12 protein-coding genes, 1 tRNA gene and 1 pseudogene are annotated in these 13,331 nt (G+C 71.5%); 7 read left to right on the forward strand and 7 right to left on the reverse strand.

Translation table 11 applies throughout. The features are described 5' to 3' along the window. Positions 1–59: 59 nt before the first annotated feature. Positions 60–320 carry a hypothetical protein gene (locus AB0F11_RS06425; protein ID WP_362169045.1) on the forward strand — a complete coding sequence of 87 codons (261 nt, stop codon included), beginning with the start codon at positions 60–62 and terminating at the stop codon, positions 318–320. 64 nt (positions 321–384) lie between these two features. Here AB0F11_RS06425 and katG read toward each other — a convergent pair whose 3' ends face one another. Then, positions 385–2,610, reverse strand: a complete 2,226-nt coding sequence (katG, locus tag AB0F11_RS06430; RefSeq protein WP_362169047.1) for a catalase/peroxidase HPI — start codon at positions 2,608–2,610, stop codon at positions 385–387. A 274-nt stretch (positions 2,611–2,884) separates the two neighbouring features. Here katG and AB0F11_RS06435 point away from each other — a divergent pair, with 274 nt between their 5' ends. Both AB0F11_RS06435 and AB0F11_RS06440 read left to right on the forward strand, forming a co-directional pair. After that, positions 2,885–3,304, forward strand: a complete 420-nt coding sequence (locus tag AB0F11_RS06435) for a Fur family transcriptional regulator (protein ID WP_362169049.1) — start codon at positions 2,885–2,887, stop codon at positions 3,302–3,304. Between the two features lie 105 nt (positions 3,305–3,409). Beyond that, the gene (locus AB0F11_RS06440; RefSeq protein WP_362169051.1) at positions 3,410–5,002 is read left to right on the forward strand and encodes a restriction endonuclease; all 1,593 of its coding nucleotides are present in this window, start codon (positions 3,410–3,412) and stop codon (positions 5,000–5,002) included. Positions 5,003–5,152: 150 nt separating this feature from the next. Here the strand turns inward: AB0F11_RS06440 and AB0F11_RS06445 are convergent. Then, positions 5,153–5,365, reverse strand: a pseudogene (locus tag AB0F11_RS06445) (peptide-methionine (R)-S-oxide reductase); the annotation flags it as partial. A 51-nt stretch (positions 5,366–5,416) separates the two neighbouring features. Continuing rightward, positions 5,417–6,538 carry an NADAR family protein gene (locus AB0F11_RS06450; RefSeq protein WP_362169053.1) on the reverse strand — a complete coding sequence of 374 codons (1,122 nt, stop codon included), beginning with the start codon at positions 6,536–6,538 and terminating at the stop codon, positions 5,417–5,419. Positions 6,539–6,622: 84 nt separating this feature from the next. Between AB0F11_RS06450 and AB0F11_RS06455 the strand changes: the two genes are divergently transcribed. Both AB0F11_RS06455 and AB0F11_RS06460 read left to right on the forward strand, forming a co-directional pair. Then, the gene (locus AB0F11_RS06455; protein WP_362169054.1) at positions 6,623–7,996 is read left to right on the forward strand and encodes a hypothetical protein; all 1,374 of its coding nucleotides are present in this window, start codon (positions 6,623–6,625) and stop codon (positions 7,994–7,996) included. Between the two features lie 68 nt (positions 7,997–8,064). Then, positions 8,065–8,137, forward strand: a tRNA-Ser gene (locus tag AB0F11_RS06460). 54 nt (positions 8,138–8,191) lie between these two features. Here AB0F11_RS06460 and msrB read toward each other — a convergent pair. From msrB to AB0F11_RS06480, 4 genes are all read right to left on the reverse strand, one after another. Further along, positions 8,192–8,605, reverse strand: a complete 414-nt coding sequence (msrB, locus tag AB0F11_RS06465; RefSeq protein WP_362169056.1) for a peptide-methionine (R)-S-oxide reductase MsrB — start codon at positions 8,603–8,605, stop codon at positions 8,192–8,194. A 36-nt stretch (positions 8,606–8,641) separates the two neighbouring features. After that, complete coding sequence (murC, locus tag AB0F11_RS06470) at positions 8,642–10,042, reverse strand: UDP-N-acetylmuramate--L-alanine ligase (RefSeq protein ID WP_362169058.1); 1,401 nt, start codon at positions 10,040–10,042, stop codon at positions 8,642–8,644. An 89-nt stretch (positions 10,043–10,131) separates the two neighbouring features. Continuing rightward, positions 10,132–10,599, reverse strand: coding sequence for an indole-3-glycerol phosphate synthase (locus AB0F11_RS06475; protein ID WP_362169060.1), 468 nt, complete (start codon positions 10,597–10,599; stop codon positions 10,132–10,134). 135 nt (positions 10,600–10,734) lie between these two features. Further along, the gene (locus tag AB0F11_RS06480; protein ID WP_362169062.1) at positions 10,735–11,559 is read right to left on the reverse strand and encodes a pyrimidine reductase family protein; all 825 of its coding nucleotides are present in this window, start codon (positions 11,557–11,559) and stop codon (positions 10,735–10,737) included. A 36-nt stretch (positions 11,560–11,595) separates the two neighbouring features. On the opposite strand from AB0F11_RS06480, the gene zapE reads away from it, so the two are divergent. Beyond that, positions 11,596–12,699, forward strand: coding sequence for a cell division protein ZapE (zapE, locus tag AB0F11_RS06485; RefSeq protein ID WP_362169064.1), 1,104 nt, complete (start codon positions 11,596–11,598; stop codon positions 12,697–12,699). 58 nt (positions 12,700–12,757) lie between these two features. Further along, positions 12,758–13,183, forward strand: coding sequence for an OsmC family protein (locus AB0F11_RS06490; protein WP_362169066.1), 426 nt, complete (start codon positions 12,758–12,760; stop codon positions 13,181–13,183). Positions 13,184–13,331 lie beyond the last annotated feature (148 nt).

The following is a 13,331-nucleotide window of genomic DNA, read 5'->3' on the forward strand; positions in this document are numbered from 1 at the left end:
CGCGGTGTCCGCGTGGTGTCCCGCCCGGATCCCGCGCCGCGGCGCCCTACGGTCTACCCATGAGCGAGATTGTGGTGGTGTACGAGCTCGACCAGCCCGCCGCGGCGCACACACCGGGCCGCACCCTGCGCGTGCACGCGGCCCCCGCCTCCCCGGGCCGGCCGTCCGAGCCCGGCCCGCGGACCTACTGCGGCCGGGACACCTTCGCCATGGCCCCGGCTCCGCGGCAGCCCGCCGAGGACCCCGGATCCCCTTGGTACGCCCCGGAGTCCGCGGATCTGGTCTGCGCCTCCTGCGACGCCGCCGTCGGAAACGACTGAGGGCGCCCGGGCCGGCCCTGACGGGCCGGTCCCGGACGCCCTCACCGTCGTCCTGCCGTGCCGATCAGACGAGGTCGAACCGGTCGAGTTCGGACACCTTGACCCAGGCCGCGACGAAGTCCTTCACGAACTTCTCCTTCGCGTCGTCGCTCGCGTACACCTCGGCCAGTGCGCGGAGCTCGGAGTTGGAGCCGAAGACGAGGTCGGCGCGGCTGCCCGTCCACTTCACCTCGCCGGTGGCGGCGTCGCGGGCCTCGAAGGTGTGCGCGTCCTGGGACGTCGCGGTCCACGTGGTGCCGAGGTCGAGCAGGTTGACGAAGAAGTCGTTCGTCAGCTGCCCGGGGGTCTCGGTCAGGACGCCGAGCTTCGAGCCCTGGTAGGTGGCGCCCAGCACGCGCAGGCCGCCGACCAGGACGGTGAGCTCGGGAGCGCTCAGGTTCAGCAGGTTGGCCTTGTCCACCAGCAGGTACTCGGCGGGCAGGCGCTGGCCCTTGCCGACGTAGTTGCGGAAGCCGTCGGCGCGCGGCTCCAGCGCGGCGAAGGACTCCACGTCCGTCTGCTCCTGGGAGGCGTCCACGCGGCCCGGGGTGAACGCCACCTCGACCTCGTGGCCGGCGTCCTTGGCGGCCTTCTCGACGGCCGCGGCGCCCGCGAGGACGACGAGGTCGGCGATCGATATCTGCTTGCCGCCGGTCTGGGCGGAGTTGAAGGACTCCTGGATGCCGGTCAGGACGCGCAGCACGCGGGCGAGCTGGTCGGGCTCGTTGACCTCCCAGCCGATCTGCGGTTGGAGTCGGATGCGGCCGCCGTTGGCGCCGCCGCGCTTGTCGCTGCCGCGGAAGGAGGACAGCGCCGCCCACGAGGTGGAGACGAGCTCGGCCACCGACAGGCCGGAGCCGAGGATCTGCTCCTTGAGGGCGGCGACGTCGGCCGCGTCCACGAGCTCACCGGTGCGCGGCGGCAGCGGGTCCTGCCACAGCAGCTCCTCGGCGGGGACCTCCGGGCCGAGGTAGCGGACGATCGGGCCCATGTCACGGTGGGTCAGCTTGTACCAGGCGCGGGCGAACGCGTCGGCGAACTGCTCCGGGTGCTCCAGGAAGCGCCGCGAGATCTGCTGGTACGCCGGGTCGAAGCGCAGCGCGAGGTCGGTGGTGAGCATGGTGGGGAGGTGCTTCTTCGACCCGTCGTAGGCGTCGGGTATGACCGCCTCGGCGTCCTTGGCCACCCACTGGTGGGCACCGGCGGGGCTGGAGCTCAGCTCGTACTCGTAGCCGAAGAGGTTCTCGAAGAAGTTGTTGCTCCACCGGGTCGGGGTGGTGGTCCAGGTGACCTCGAGGCCGGAGGTGATCGCGTCGGCGCCCTTGCCGGAGCCGTACGAGCTCTGCCAGCCGAGGCCCTGGGCCTCCAGCGGGGCCGCCTCGGGGTCCGCGCCCACGTGGTCGGCGGGGCCGGCGCCGTGGGTCTTGCCGAAGGTGTGGCCGCCGGCGATGAGGGCGACGGTCTCCTCGTCGTTCATCGCCATCCGGCGGAAGGTCTCGCGGATGTCGCGGGCCGCGGCGACCGGGTCCGGGTTGCCGTTCGGGCCCTCGGGGTTGACGTAGATGAGGCCCATCTGGACGGCGCCGAGCGGGTCTTCGAGCTCGCGGTCGCCGGAGTAGCGCTCGTCGGCGAGCCAGGTGGTCTCGGGGCCCCAGTAGACGTCCTCGTCCGGCTCCCAGACGTCGGCGCGGCCGCCGGCGAAGCCGAAGGTCTCGAAGCCCATGGACTCCAGCGCGACGTTGCCGGCGAGGATCATGAGGTCGGCCCAGGAGATGGCCTGGCCGTACTTCTTCTTGACCGGCCACAGCAGGCGGCGGGCCTTGTCGAGGTTGGCGTTGTCCGGCCAGCTGTTCAGCGGCGCGAAGCGCTGCTGGCCGGCGCCGGCGCCGCCGCGGCCGTCGGAGATCCGGTACGTGCCGGCGCTGTGCCAGGCCATGCGGACCATGAACGGGCCGTAGTGGCCGAAGTCGGCGGGCCACCAGTCCTGCGAAGTGGTCAGCACCTCCGCGATGTCCTGCTTGACGGCCGGGAGGTCGAGGGCGGAGAACGCCGCGGCGTAGTCGAACTCCTCGCCGAGCGGGTTGGCCACGGCGGGGTTCTTGGCGAGGATCTTCAGGTTGAGCCGCTCCGGCCACCACTGGCGGTTCCCGCCGCCCTGGGTGGGGTGGGCGGCGCGGCCGTGCGCCACCGGGCAGCCGCCTGCGCCCTCCGCCGGCGCGTCTACCACGGTTGAATCCTGGTTCTCAGACATGGACGTCCTTCCGAACTAAGCGGATCACGGTTCTCAAGAGCTGAGGGCGGTGGTGGTGCGGTCCGGGCACGGGCTCGGGGACGCCTTCCGCCGCAACAGGTCGGCTCCGCCGGCGAAAACCGGTCCCGAGACGCCTCATGTGCTCCCCTGCCGTCGTCCTGTGTCTTGGCTACCACCGGATCCGATCCTACGATCGACATAGTCCAAGTCAATACAACAACCAGGCACGCTCTGACTCATTCGACGGACGATGCGACGGTAAGGCTGGTGGGGCATGGGTGACCTGCTGGAACGGCTTCGCGGACGCGGCTGGCGGTTGACGGCCCAACGCAGGGTCGTCGCCGAGGTGCTGAGCGGCGACCACGTCCACCTCACCGCGGAGGAGGTGCTCGCCCGGGCCTCCGCCCGGCTGCCGGAGATCTCCCGGGCGACGGTGTACAACACCCTCGGTGAGCTGGTCGCGCTCGGCGAGGTGGCCGAGGTGACCACCGCCGGCCGCGCCAAGCGCTACGACCCCAACGCCGACCGCCCCCACCACCACCTGGTCTGCTCGGCCTGCGGAACCATCCGCGACGTCCACCCGACGGGCGACCCCCTGACCGCCCTCCCACCCTCGGAACGCCACGGCTTCACCCTCACGGAAGCCGCCCTCACCTACCGAGGCCTCTGCCCGCCCTGCAGGGCCAGGGCCTGAGCGGCCCGCGTACGGCCTGGCGCGCGCCTCAACGGCACCGATGGCCAGCCGCCCTCACACACCGTAAGATCACCTGATCTAAGCGTGCACAGGGGGAGAGTGGCGATGGCGCAGCGCCGGGGGAGCTGGCAGCAGGAGTACGCACGACAGCAGCAGGCGGCCCAGCGCGAGCAGCTCCGGATGCAGCGCGAGGCTGCCCGGCAGCAGCGGGCTGCCGAGGCGGACCGCAAGCGGCGGGAGCGGGAACGCCAGCAGGCCCACGTCGCCCATCAGGTGCAGGACGCCACGGACCGCACGGCCGGGGTCGAGCACGAGGTCGACCGCCTCCGGCAACTGCTGCGCGACGCCGTGGTGTCCGACCCGCCGGTCTCGTTCGACTGTCTGCGCCGCACGCACCGGGCGCAGCGGTTCGACGGCAGCCGCTGGGCCGGGCCCGGGCCCGCGCCCCGGTGGGAGGAGTTCGCTCCGCCGGCGCCCGGCGCGTTGTCCGCCCTCTTCGGTGGCCGCCGCCGGTACGAGCAGCGGCTGGCGCAGGAGCAGGAGCGGTTCGAGGAGGCGGAGCAGCGCCACCGCGCAGAGGAAGCGAAGCACCGGGCCAAGCTCGACCGCAAGAGGGCCGAGCACGCGGCGAAGCAGGAGCAGGCGGCCCGGGCGGTACGGCAGTTCAACGCGGAACTCGACCAGCGGCACACCGCCTACCTGGCCGGCGAGCCCGCGAGCGTCGAATGGTTCCTCGGCGCGGTCCTCGACGGCTCCGTCTACCCGCGGGGCTTCCCGTCACGGCACCGGGTGGCCTTCCGCCCGGCGGACGGCAGTGTCCTGGTGGAGATCGAGCTGCCGGCCGAGGACATCGTTCCGGCCGCCCGCAGCTACACCTACGTGAAGTCGCGGGACGAGACAAAGGCCCTGCCGCGCCCGGAAAGGGAGCGCAAGGAGCTGTACGCCTCGGTCCTCGCCCAGTGCGCGTTGCGTACCATCCACGAGATCTTCGCCTCCGACGAGGAGGGGATCGTCGACAGTGTCGTGCTCAACGGGCACGTCACGACCGTCGACCGCGCGACCGGGCAGGAAGTCTCGCCCTGCCTGATCACGCTCAGCAGCGATCGCGAGCAGTTCGGGAAGCTGAGGCTCAGCCAGGTCGAGCCGACCGCCTGCCTCAAGCACCTCAATGCGCTGGTCTCCCCGAACCCCTATGAACTCCAACCGGTGCGGCCCATCATCGAATTCGACCTCAAGAAATACCGGCTGATGGACAGCATGGACGTGGTGGCCGGACTCGACGCCCGCCCGGTGCTGACCAGCCTGTCACCAACGGAGTTCGAGCATCTGGTGCGGCAGCTGTTCGAGGCCATCGGCATGGAGGCATGGAACACCCAGGCCTCCAAGGACGAGGGCGTCGATGCCGTGGCGATCAGCAAGGACCCGATCTTCAACGGCGAGTGCATCATCCAAGCCAAGCGCTACGCGAAGCTCGTGGGTGTCGAGTCGGTGCAGGCACTGGCCGGCGTGGTGGAGCACAAGCGGGCCGCGAAGGGGGTGCTGATCACCACGTCCTGGTTCGGACGGGCCAGCCACACCTTCGCGGCCGCGCACGGCCGCCTCCAGTTGATCGAGGGACCCGAGCTCGTCTACCTCATCAAGGAGCACCTGGGGAAGGACGTCATCGCCGGTCCGGTCCCGCCGACTCGTCGTGGGTGAGGCGCAGGGAGATGCAGAGGCCGGGGCGCTGCCGGCAGCGGGTTGCGGCATCCGGGCCGGCCGACGTGCCACACAACCCTCCCGGGAACGCCGACGGGCCCTACCGGTCCGTGAGGGATCGGAAGGGCCCGCCGGGGTGTGTCGGACGGATCAGCCCTCCTGCGCAGGAGTGAGGCGCAGGGAGATCGAGTTGATGCAGTAGCGCTGGTCCGTGGGGGTCGGGTAGCCCTCGCCCTCGAAGACGTGGCCCAGGTGGGAGCCGCAGCGGGCGCAGAGGACCTCCGTGCGCACCATTCCGTGCGAGGTGTCCGCGCGCAGTTCGACCGCGTCGGAGTCCTTCGGGTCGTAGTAGGACGGCCAGCCATCATCCTTGGCGATTCATGCTTCATTCGCCCCGAAATCTCTTCCCATCCGTCAGGGCGTGAGGCCGGCGCGATCAGCGAGGAGTTCGGCCCGGACGAGCTCAAGGAGTCGCCCCATCCAGTTGCGCCCTGCCCGGCCGTGCTGGCCCCAATACCCGGGAGATCCCATATCGGTGTAGAGCAGCTTGGCATCTCCCGTGCTGAGCAGTTCCTCGGCAAGCGCCGGGTTCTGTGTGTACTTGGCTCGGAGCAGTTGTGCCATCACGGCCGGGCGGGCTTCGTCCCACTGCGCCCGCCGAGGGGCGTCCTGTGCCAGGCTCCGTGCCTCGAGTGCGTTCTTGGCGGAGCGGATCGCGGCCTGGTGCTCGGGATCGTCGGTGGACAGCGTCCAGTAGGCGTGTCCGACGGTGGGATACTCGACGTCGCCGACCCGTATCGGCGCGGGATACTCGTTACGCAGAGCCAGCGGCCCGGGGTCCGCGGGCCAGCCGTTCGGATAGAAGACCTGGCCCAGTTCGATGGCCGGGGTACGCGGCTCCTGCGGTCCATCCACGGTGCGGCGGCGCTCGGCCACCTTGCCCCATTCCGCGCGCTCGGAGAAGTAGTCGAGGGCGTGCGCATACGCCTTCTCGTCGACGGGCTCGGGAAGCCCGGGCAGTGTCCCGCCCGGTCCCGCGGCCAGGACCTTCAACGGCCAGTCCTTGCGGTCCATGTCACCCAGGGCATAGCGGCGCATGGACTCCGGAATCTCAAGGTAGGCATCCCGCAGTCCGGCTCTGTTCGCCTCGGTCGGATCGGCGAGAAAGGAGTCCACCGCGGTGAGGCAGCGCTCGGTGGAGGTGGGCCGGCCGTTCAGCCGCTCGATCTCGTCGCGCACTTCGGCGAGCAACCAGTCCTGCTTCATGTACGAGTGGACGTCCGTGAACCTCCACCCGCCCACGTCGTGGGCGGAGGCCTCCGCCCCCTCTTCCAACTCTGTCGCGACCCACCCGGTCCGCAGCTTCTCGGCGAACTCGTCCACCGTGACCAGTCCCCAGCAGTCGATCAACCCGTCGGCATAGATCAGAAGATCCGTCAGGAAGTACGCGGAGCCGTTGCGGATGAAGACGTGCCGCCAGGTCCCGGGTATGCGCTCGCCGTCAGCGAACCGATAAGTGAGGTGTCTGCCTGCCATGGCGAAAGGCTAGGCGAATGACGGAGGAAAGGCCGCCGGGTTATCCGGTGGAGGTCCCGCACGCGCGATGGCAAGGTGTGGCGCATGCCATCGCCCCATGCCGAGCAGCTGCTGCGCGAGTTGCACGCCTCGCTCGGGCTCCGCAAGCGCCCCGAGGACATAGCCCAGCTGATCCAGGACCTGTTCGCTGCCCGGAACGTCGCCCTCGACCCCGCCACCGCCGACGCCCTGGAGAAGGCCGCCGAGCATTCGCTGCACAAGCTGTGGCACGGCTACACCTCCATGCTCGAGGACTTCGCCCGACCCGTCGGCGCGCAGCGCCAGCTCGCCCGAGCCGGGGCGCTGTTCGCGTCCGTGCCCCCGATACCCGAGGGAGCCGGGGACGATCCCGCGGAGATCGAGGCCGTGATCCGCCGGGCCGGCGAGGAGATCCACCGGCAGTACGGGGAGAACGACTTCGGCCTCGACCGGCTGAACCGGGCCGAGCGCGCAGAAGCCGGCATCGGCGAGGTCTCCAAACGCCAGTACAACAAGCGCTTCCGGCTGCTGCGCCGGATGGAGGCCAAACTGGCCCGCCTCGTCCACGAGCAGTGCCGCCGCGAGGTCACCATGACCGGCAAGGGCGCGCTCGCGCACGACCTGCCGTTCGAGCTGTTCGCCGCCGACCCGGACTCCGCGGCCTTCATCGCGTACCTCACGGCCCGCGCGAACATGCGCAGCATCTTCACCAACGGCAAGCAGCGCCGCCCTTACGACGAGGTCGCCGACGCACTCTTCCGCAGACTGCGCGCGGCGCCCGAGCACACGGACTGGTACGCGGTGGCCCACGTACACGCCACCGCCGAGGTGCTGGGGCACCTCTCCGATCAGGAACTCACCCAGCTCCTCGTCCGCTGGAACGGCTTCCTGCGCACAGTGGCCGACCTGCTGGAGGACGCCTGGAACCGTTCCCGCATCGAACCCGCGAGCATGATCGTGCGGCGCGGCGACGACTCCTCGACGTGGAACCAGGCCGCGCAGGCCTGGAGCACCGCCCGAGCGCATTGGTTCGCCCTGATGACCGAACTGGGCCGGGAGGAGATCCTGAACCGCGTGTGTCCGGGCAAGGTCCCCCGGCTGATGGCAGCCGACGTGGCCTACTGGCACCGCAGAAGCGGCGGCGGACTGCACCCCGACACGTACGTGTGGGCGGACCTGCCCCGGCCGTGGGAAGTCCTGCGGGGCGAGAAGGAATGCCCCCGCTCACTGGTCGAGGCGGCCTGCGCGCGGCATGGTGTGGACCCGGTGGCCGGCGGCTGGACCGCGCCCCGCCCGACCGCGGAGGCCGTCCGCTTCAGCCGAACGCCGGAGCTGGTGCACGGCGTGGCCGTGGTCGATCCGCTGATGGCGAGTGCTCTGCGGTCCGCCGGAGTGTTCTCGGGCCAGGGCAAACGCGCGGCCGCCGAGGAATGGCTCTGACGTTCCGACCGTCCAAGGCCGCAAATCAGTTGCCCGGGGCGTCCGCACCTGACGAGAATCGGGGCGGCGGCGAGGAAGCTCTGCGGAGGAGCGCCCGGCTCGACTTCCGGGTGGACGCAGGTTCGAATCCTGCCCTCGTCGCGGCGCCGCCGACCGGTTCCCGACGGGTGTGAACCCGCCGGGAACCGGAAGGGGTCAGCTCGCCCCGTCGGCCGGGGTCAGGCGCAGCGAGATGCTATTGATGCAGTACCGCTGGTCCGTGGGGGTCGGGTAGCCCTCGCCCTCGAAGACGTGGCCCAGGTGGGAGCCGCAGCGGGCGCAGAGGACCTCCGTGCGCACCATTCCGTGCGAGGTGTCCGCGCGCAGTTCGACCGCGTCGGAGTCCTTCGGGTCGTAGAAGGACGGCCAGCCGCAGTGCGAGTCGAACTTCTCCGTGGAGCGGAAGAGCTCGGCGCCGCAGGCGCGGCAGCTGTAGACGCCGGGCGTCTTGGTGTCGGTGTACTCACCGCGGAACGCCGGTTCGGTGCCCGCGAGGCGCAGCACCTGGTACTCGGACGGGGTCAGCTCCGCCTGCCACTGCTCGTCCGGCTTCTCGACCTCGTACGCCATGACTCTCCCGCTCCCTCGTGTTGCGTCCCCGGGCCGTCAGTGCGACAGCCGGGCCAGGATCGCCGGACCCAGGTCCGTGACGTCTCCCGCGCCCATGGTGAGAACGAGATCGCCGGGCTTGGCCATTCCCGCGATCACGTCGGCGACGGATTCCTTGTCGTGCTCGGCGGTGACGTCGGCGCCCGCGGCGCGCGCGGCGGTGATGATGATCTCGCTGGTGACGCCGGGGATCGGGTCCTCGCGGGCCGGGTAGATGTCCAGGACCACGGCGGAGTCGGCCAGGGCCAGGGCCTGGCCCATCTCCTTGCCCAGCTCCTGGGTGCGGGAGAACAGGTGCGGCTGGAAGACGACCAGGATCCGGGAGTCGGCGGCCGCGCCGCGGATGGCCTCCAGGTCGGCGGTCATCTCCGTGGGGTGGTGGGCGTAGGAATCGATGACCTGCACGCCCGCGGCCTCGCCCTTGAGCTGGAGGCGGCGCTTGACGCCGGTGTACTTGCCGAGCGCCGCGGCCAGGTCCTCGGCGGGGATGCCGAGGGCGACGCCGGCGGCGAGGGCGGCGACGGCGTTGTGGGCGTAGTGGCGGCCGGGCACGGACACGGTGAAGGTGAGGGTGCGGCCGTCCAGGGCGACGGTGACCTCGCTGGTCAGGCCGCGCGGGGTGATCTTCTCGATCCGGACGTCGGCGTCGGCCTCCTCGCCGTACGTGACGACGTTCAGGCCCTCGGTGCCGCGGACCCGGCCGGCGATCTCGGCCGCTCCGGCCTGGCCGTGGGCGACGACCAGGGTGCCGCCGGGCACGATCCGGCCGACGAAGGTCTCGAAGGACTCGTAGATCTCCTCCATCGACGCGTAGTTCGCGTGGTGGTCGAGCTCCGCGTTGAGGATGATCGCGACCTGCGGGGCGTACTTGTGGAAGCTGCGGTCGCTCTCGTCCGCCTCCGCGACGAAGATGTCGCCGGCGCCGTGGTGGGCGTTGGAGCCCGGGGCGTCCAGGTCGCCGCCGATGGCGTACGAGGGGTCCAGGCCCAGGGCCGAGAGGGACACCGCCAGCATCGAGGTGGTGGTGGTCTTGCCGTGGGTGCCGGCCACCGCGATCGGGCGGAGGTCGTGCATCAGGGCGGCGAGGGCGTCGGAGCGGTGCACGACGGGCACGCCGAGCTCGGCGGCGCGGGCCAGCTCGGGGTTGTCGGCGCGGATGGCGCTGGAGACGACCACGCAGGTGGCGTCGTCGGCGAGGTGTCCGGCCGCGTGCCCGATGTGGACCGTGGCGCCGTGGGCGCGCAGGGCCCCGGCGGTCTCGGAGTCGCGGGCGTCGCTGCCGGCCACGGCGGCGCCGCGCTGGGCGAGGATCTTCGCGATGCCGGACATCCCGGCGCCGCCGATGCCGATGAAGTGCGGGCGTTCCATGGCGTTCGGCAGGCCGGACGGCGGCGTCATACGGATGCTCCCCAAGGTGCGGGTCGGTTGCGCCGGACGTCCCGGCGGGTGGGTGTCGGGACGGCTCGGCGAAAGTGTCGGACGCCAGCCTATTCGTTGTGGGCGAAGAGCTTGAGCACCGGAACCCCGACCTTGTGGCGCGCGCGGGAGGCCCAGTCCCGGTGGAAGAACTCCTCCACGAAGTGCGGGGCGGTCAAGACGATCACCTCATCGGCGGACGAGGCGTCGACGATCTCCTTGAGCTTGTCCAGCGGGTGGTCCTCGACGATCTGACCGGTGGCCTGGGCGCCCTTGCGGCGCAAGGACTCCAGGGAGTGGGCCAAGGCGTGCTCGGCGGGGCCGCGGGCGGCGTCGCCCTCCGGCACGTCGGCCTCGCGCAGGGCCTCGGGCAGCTCGCCGAGGGCGACGTCGTCGATGGCGCGCAGCAGCCGGTCCTGGTCGCCCCGGGGCTGCATGAGCACGATGAAGGAGACCGGGTCGTCCCCGTGCAAGGTGGTGACGAAGTCCACGTCGACGGCGGTCAGCGGCTGCTCGATCATCAAAACGCTCGTGAACACGGACGCCCTCTCCTTCATGGGCCGCGGCCGGCCGGCCGGCCCCTGCGGAAACCATCCTGCCCCGCTCTCACACGGGGCCTGCGCAGATATATGTGCCCACCGGACGCTAAGCGGAACGAGAAATTCCGCCCCTTGTCAGATCCGACGGTAGCTCGTGAAGAGGAACCCGGCCTCCTCCAGTACGAAGGCGGGCGCCAGCCGGTGCGGCACGGCGACCGGGGGCCCGCCGGAGATGCGCTGGGCGCCGCCGGCGGTAAGCATCGGCGAGATCGTCAGGCACAGCTCGTCCAGCACGTCGGCGGCCACGAACTGGCCCAGCAGCCGGGGCCCGCCCTCGGTCAGCTGCCGGCGCAGCCCGCGGTCGGCGAGCTCGCGGACCGCCCGGGCCGGGTCCACGGCGGCCCCGTCACCGGCGATCACGACCTCGGCCCCGGCCTGTACGGCCTCGGCCACCCGGTCGGAGGGGGCGCCCGCGCCGGTGACCACCAGGGTCGGCACCAGGGGGGAGGTGAACAGGGGCAGGGAGAAGTCCAGGTCCAGGCTGGCGGTGACCACCGCGATGACCGGGGCGGGGCCCTGTCCGGCGGCGGCGCGCCGGGCCGCGAAGGCCTCGCGCGCGCGGGCCGGGCGGTAGCCCTCCTGGCGAACCGTTTCGGCTCCGGCGATCACCACATCGGCCAGCGCCCGCAGGGTGCCGAAGATCCGCATGTCGGTCTCGCCCGAGATGGGCTGCGAGCGGCCGTCGTGCTGGGCCGCGCCGTCGAGGGTGGAGACCATGTTGGCGCGCAGCCAGTGGCCGTCCGGGGCGAGGGCGGGGTACGCGTACGCCTCCGCCAGCTCGTCCAGGGACCACTCGCGGTCGGCCAGGGCCTCCGTACGGGCCGCCGGACCCGGGGCCGGGGCCTGCGCCCGGTCCTCGGGCAGGGATGTCTGATCGGTCACAGGGAACAGCCGTCGCATCGGTGAAGTGTGCCACGGCCCGTAGAGTTAAGAGCTGTGTCAACATCACTCTCGACCTCCGGTTCCACCTACGGGCGACCCCCGATAGCCGACGCCGGCCCGCAGGCCCTGTGCGCCCGCGAGCCGCGGGTGCCCGCCGAACGGCTGGTGGCCGAGATGGTCCCGCCGCCGCGTTTCGACTCGGTGCGCTTCGACACGTACAACCCGGACCCCACCCAGCCCAGCCAGGCCGAGGCCGTCTCCGTGCTGAGCGGCTTCGCCGCCGGGCTCGGCGGCGCGCACGCCAGCGGCTTCGGCAAGCGGCGCTGGTTCGCCCGCAAGCCCGCCGCCCCCGCCGCGCCGCGCGGGATCTACCTCGACGGCGGCTACGGCGTCGGCAAGACCCACCTGCTGGCCTCCCTGTGGCACGCCACCCCGGCCGAGCCCGCGCTGAAGGCCTTCGGCACCTTCGTGGAGCTGACCAACCTGGTCGGCGCCCTCGGCTTCCAGCAGACCGTGCAGACCCTGGGCGGGCACCGGCTGCTGTGCATCGACGAATTCGAGCTGGACGACCCGGGCGACACCGTGCTGGTGTCCTCGCTGCTCGGCAAGCTGGTCGAGCAGGGCGTGGCGCTGGCCGCCACCTCCAACACCCTGCCCGGCAAGCTCGGCGAGGGCCGCTTCGCCGCCGCGGACTTCCTGCGGGAGATCCAGGGGCTGTCCGCGCACTTCCGGCCGCTGCGCATCGACGGCCAGGACTACCGCCACCGCGGGCTGCCGGAGGCGCCGGCGCCGTTCTCGGACGAGCAGGTGGCGAAGGCCGCGTACGCGACCGACGGCGCCAGCCTCGACGACTTCCCCGGGCTGCTGGAGCACCTGGCCCGGGTCCACCCCAGCCGGTACGGGGCCCTCACCGAGGGGATCACCGCGGTGTGCCTCACCGACGTGGTCCCGGTCCCGGACCAGTCGACGGCGCTGCGGCTCGTGGTGCTGGCCGACCGGCTGTACGACCGGGAGATACCGGTGCTCGCGTCGGGCGTCCCGTTCGACCGGCTGTTCAGTGACGAGATGCTGAACGGCGGGTACCGCAAGAAGTACTTCCGCGCCATATCGCGGCTCACCGCGCTGGCACGCGACGCGAAACCCCTGGTGTCCCAGTAGGTTTGGGGTCCGGCTTCTGCGAACTTCTTTGAGCTTCCGCGAAGGGACACCAGAACACATGGCCACCACCCGTCACGCACACACCGTCTGGGAAGGCAACCTGCTGGAGGGCAAGGGTGTCGTCACCCTCGACTCCTCGGGCATCGGGTCGTACGACGTCTCCTGGCCCTCGCGGGCCGAGGCCGCCAACGGCAAGACCAGCCCGGAGGAACTGATCGCTGCCGCCCACTCCAGCTGCTTCTCGATGGCGCTGTCCCACGCGCTGGCGGGCAGGGGCACGCCGCCGACCCGGCTCGAGACGAAGGCGGACGTCACCTTCCAGCCGGGTGAGGGCATCACCGGCATCCACCTGACGGTGGAGGGGCAGGTGCCCGGCCTGGACGCGGCCGGCTTCGAGGCCGCCGCGCAGGACGCGAAGAAGAACTGCCCGGTCAGCCAGGCCCTGACGGGCACGACGATCACCCTGAGCGCCACCCTGTCCTGACGGACCGGCCCGCCCCGCCCGGCCCGCCTCCGGCGGCACCGCCGGCCGGCCGGGCGGCGGTGCCGCCGGAGGGGTGAGGCGGCGGCGGGGCGCGGCGCTGCGAGGCACGGGGCGTGGTACCACGGCTCCCGGTCCCGCCGATCGGAGT

This window comes from Streptomyces sp. NPDC032472, from assembly GCF_040636955.1.
In the GTDB taxonomy this organism is placed as follows: domain Bacteria; phylum Actinomycetota; class Actinomycetes; order Streptomycetales; family Streptomycetaceae; genus Streptomyces.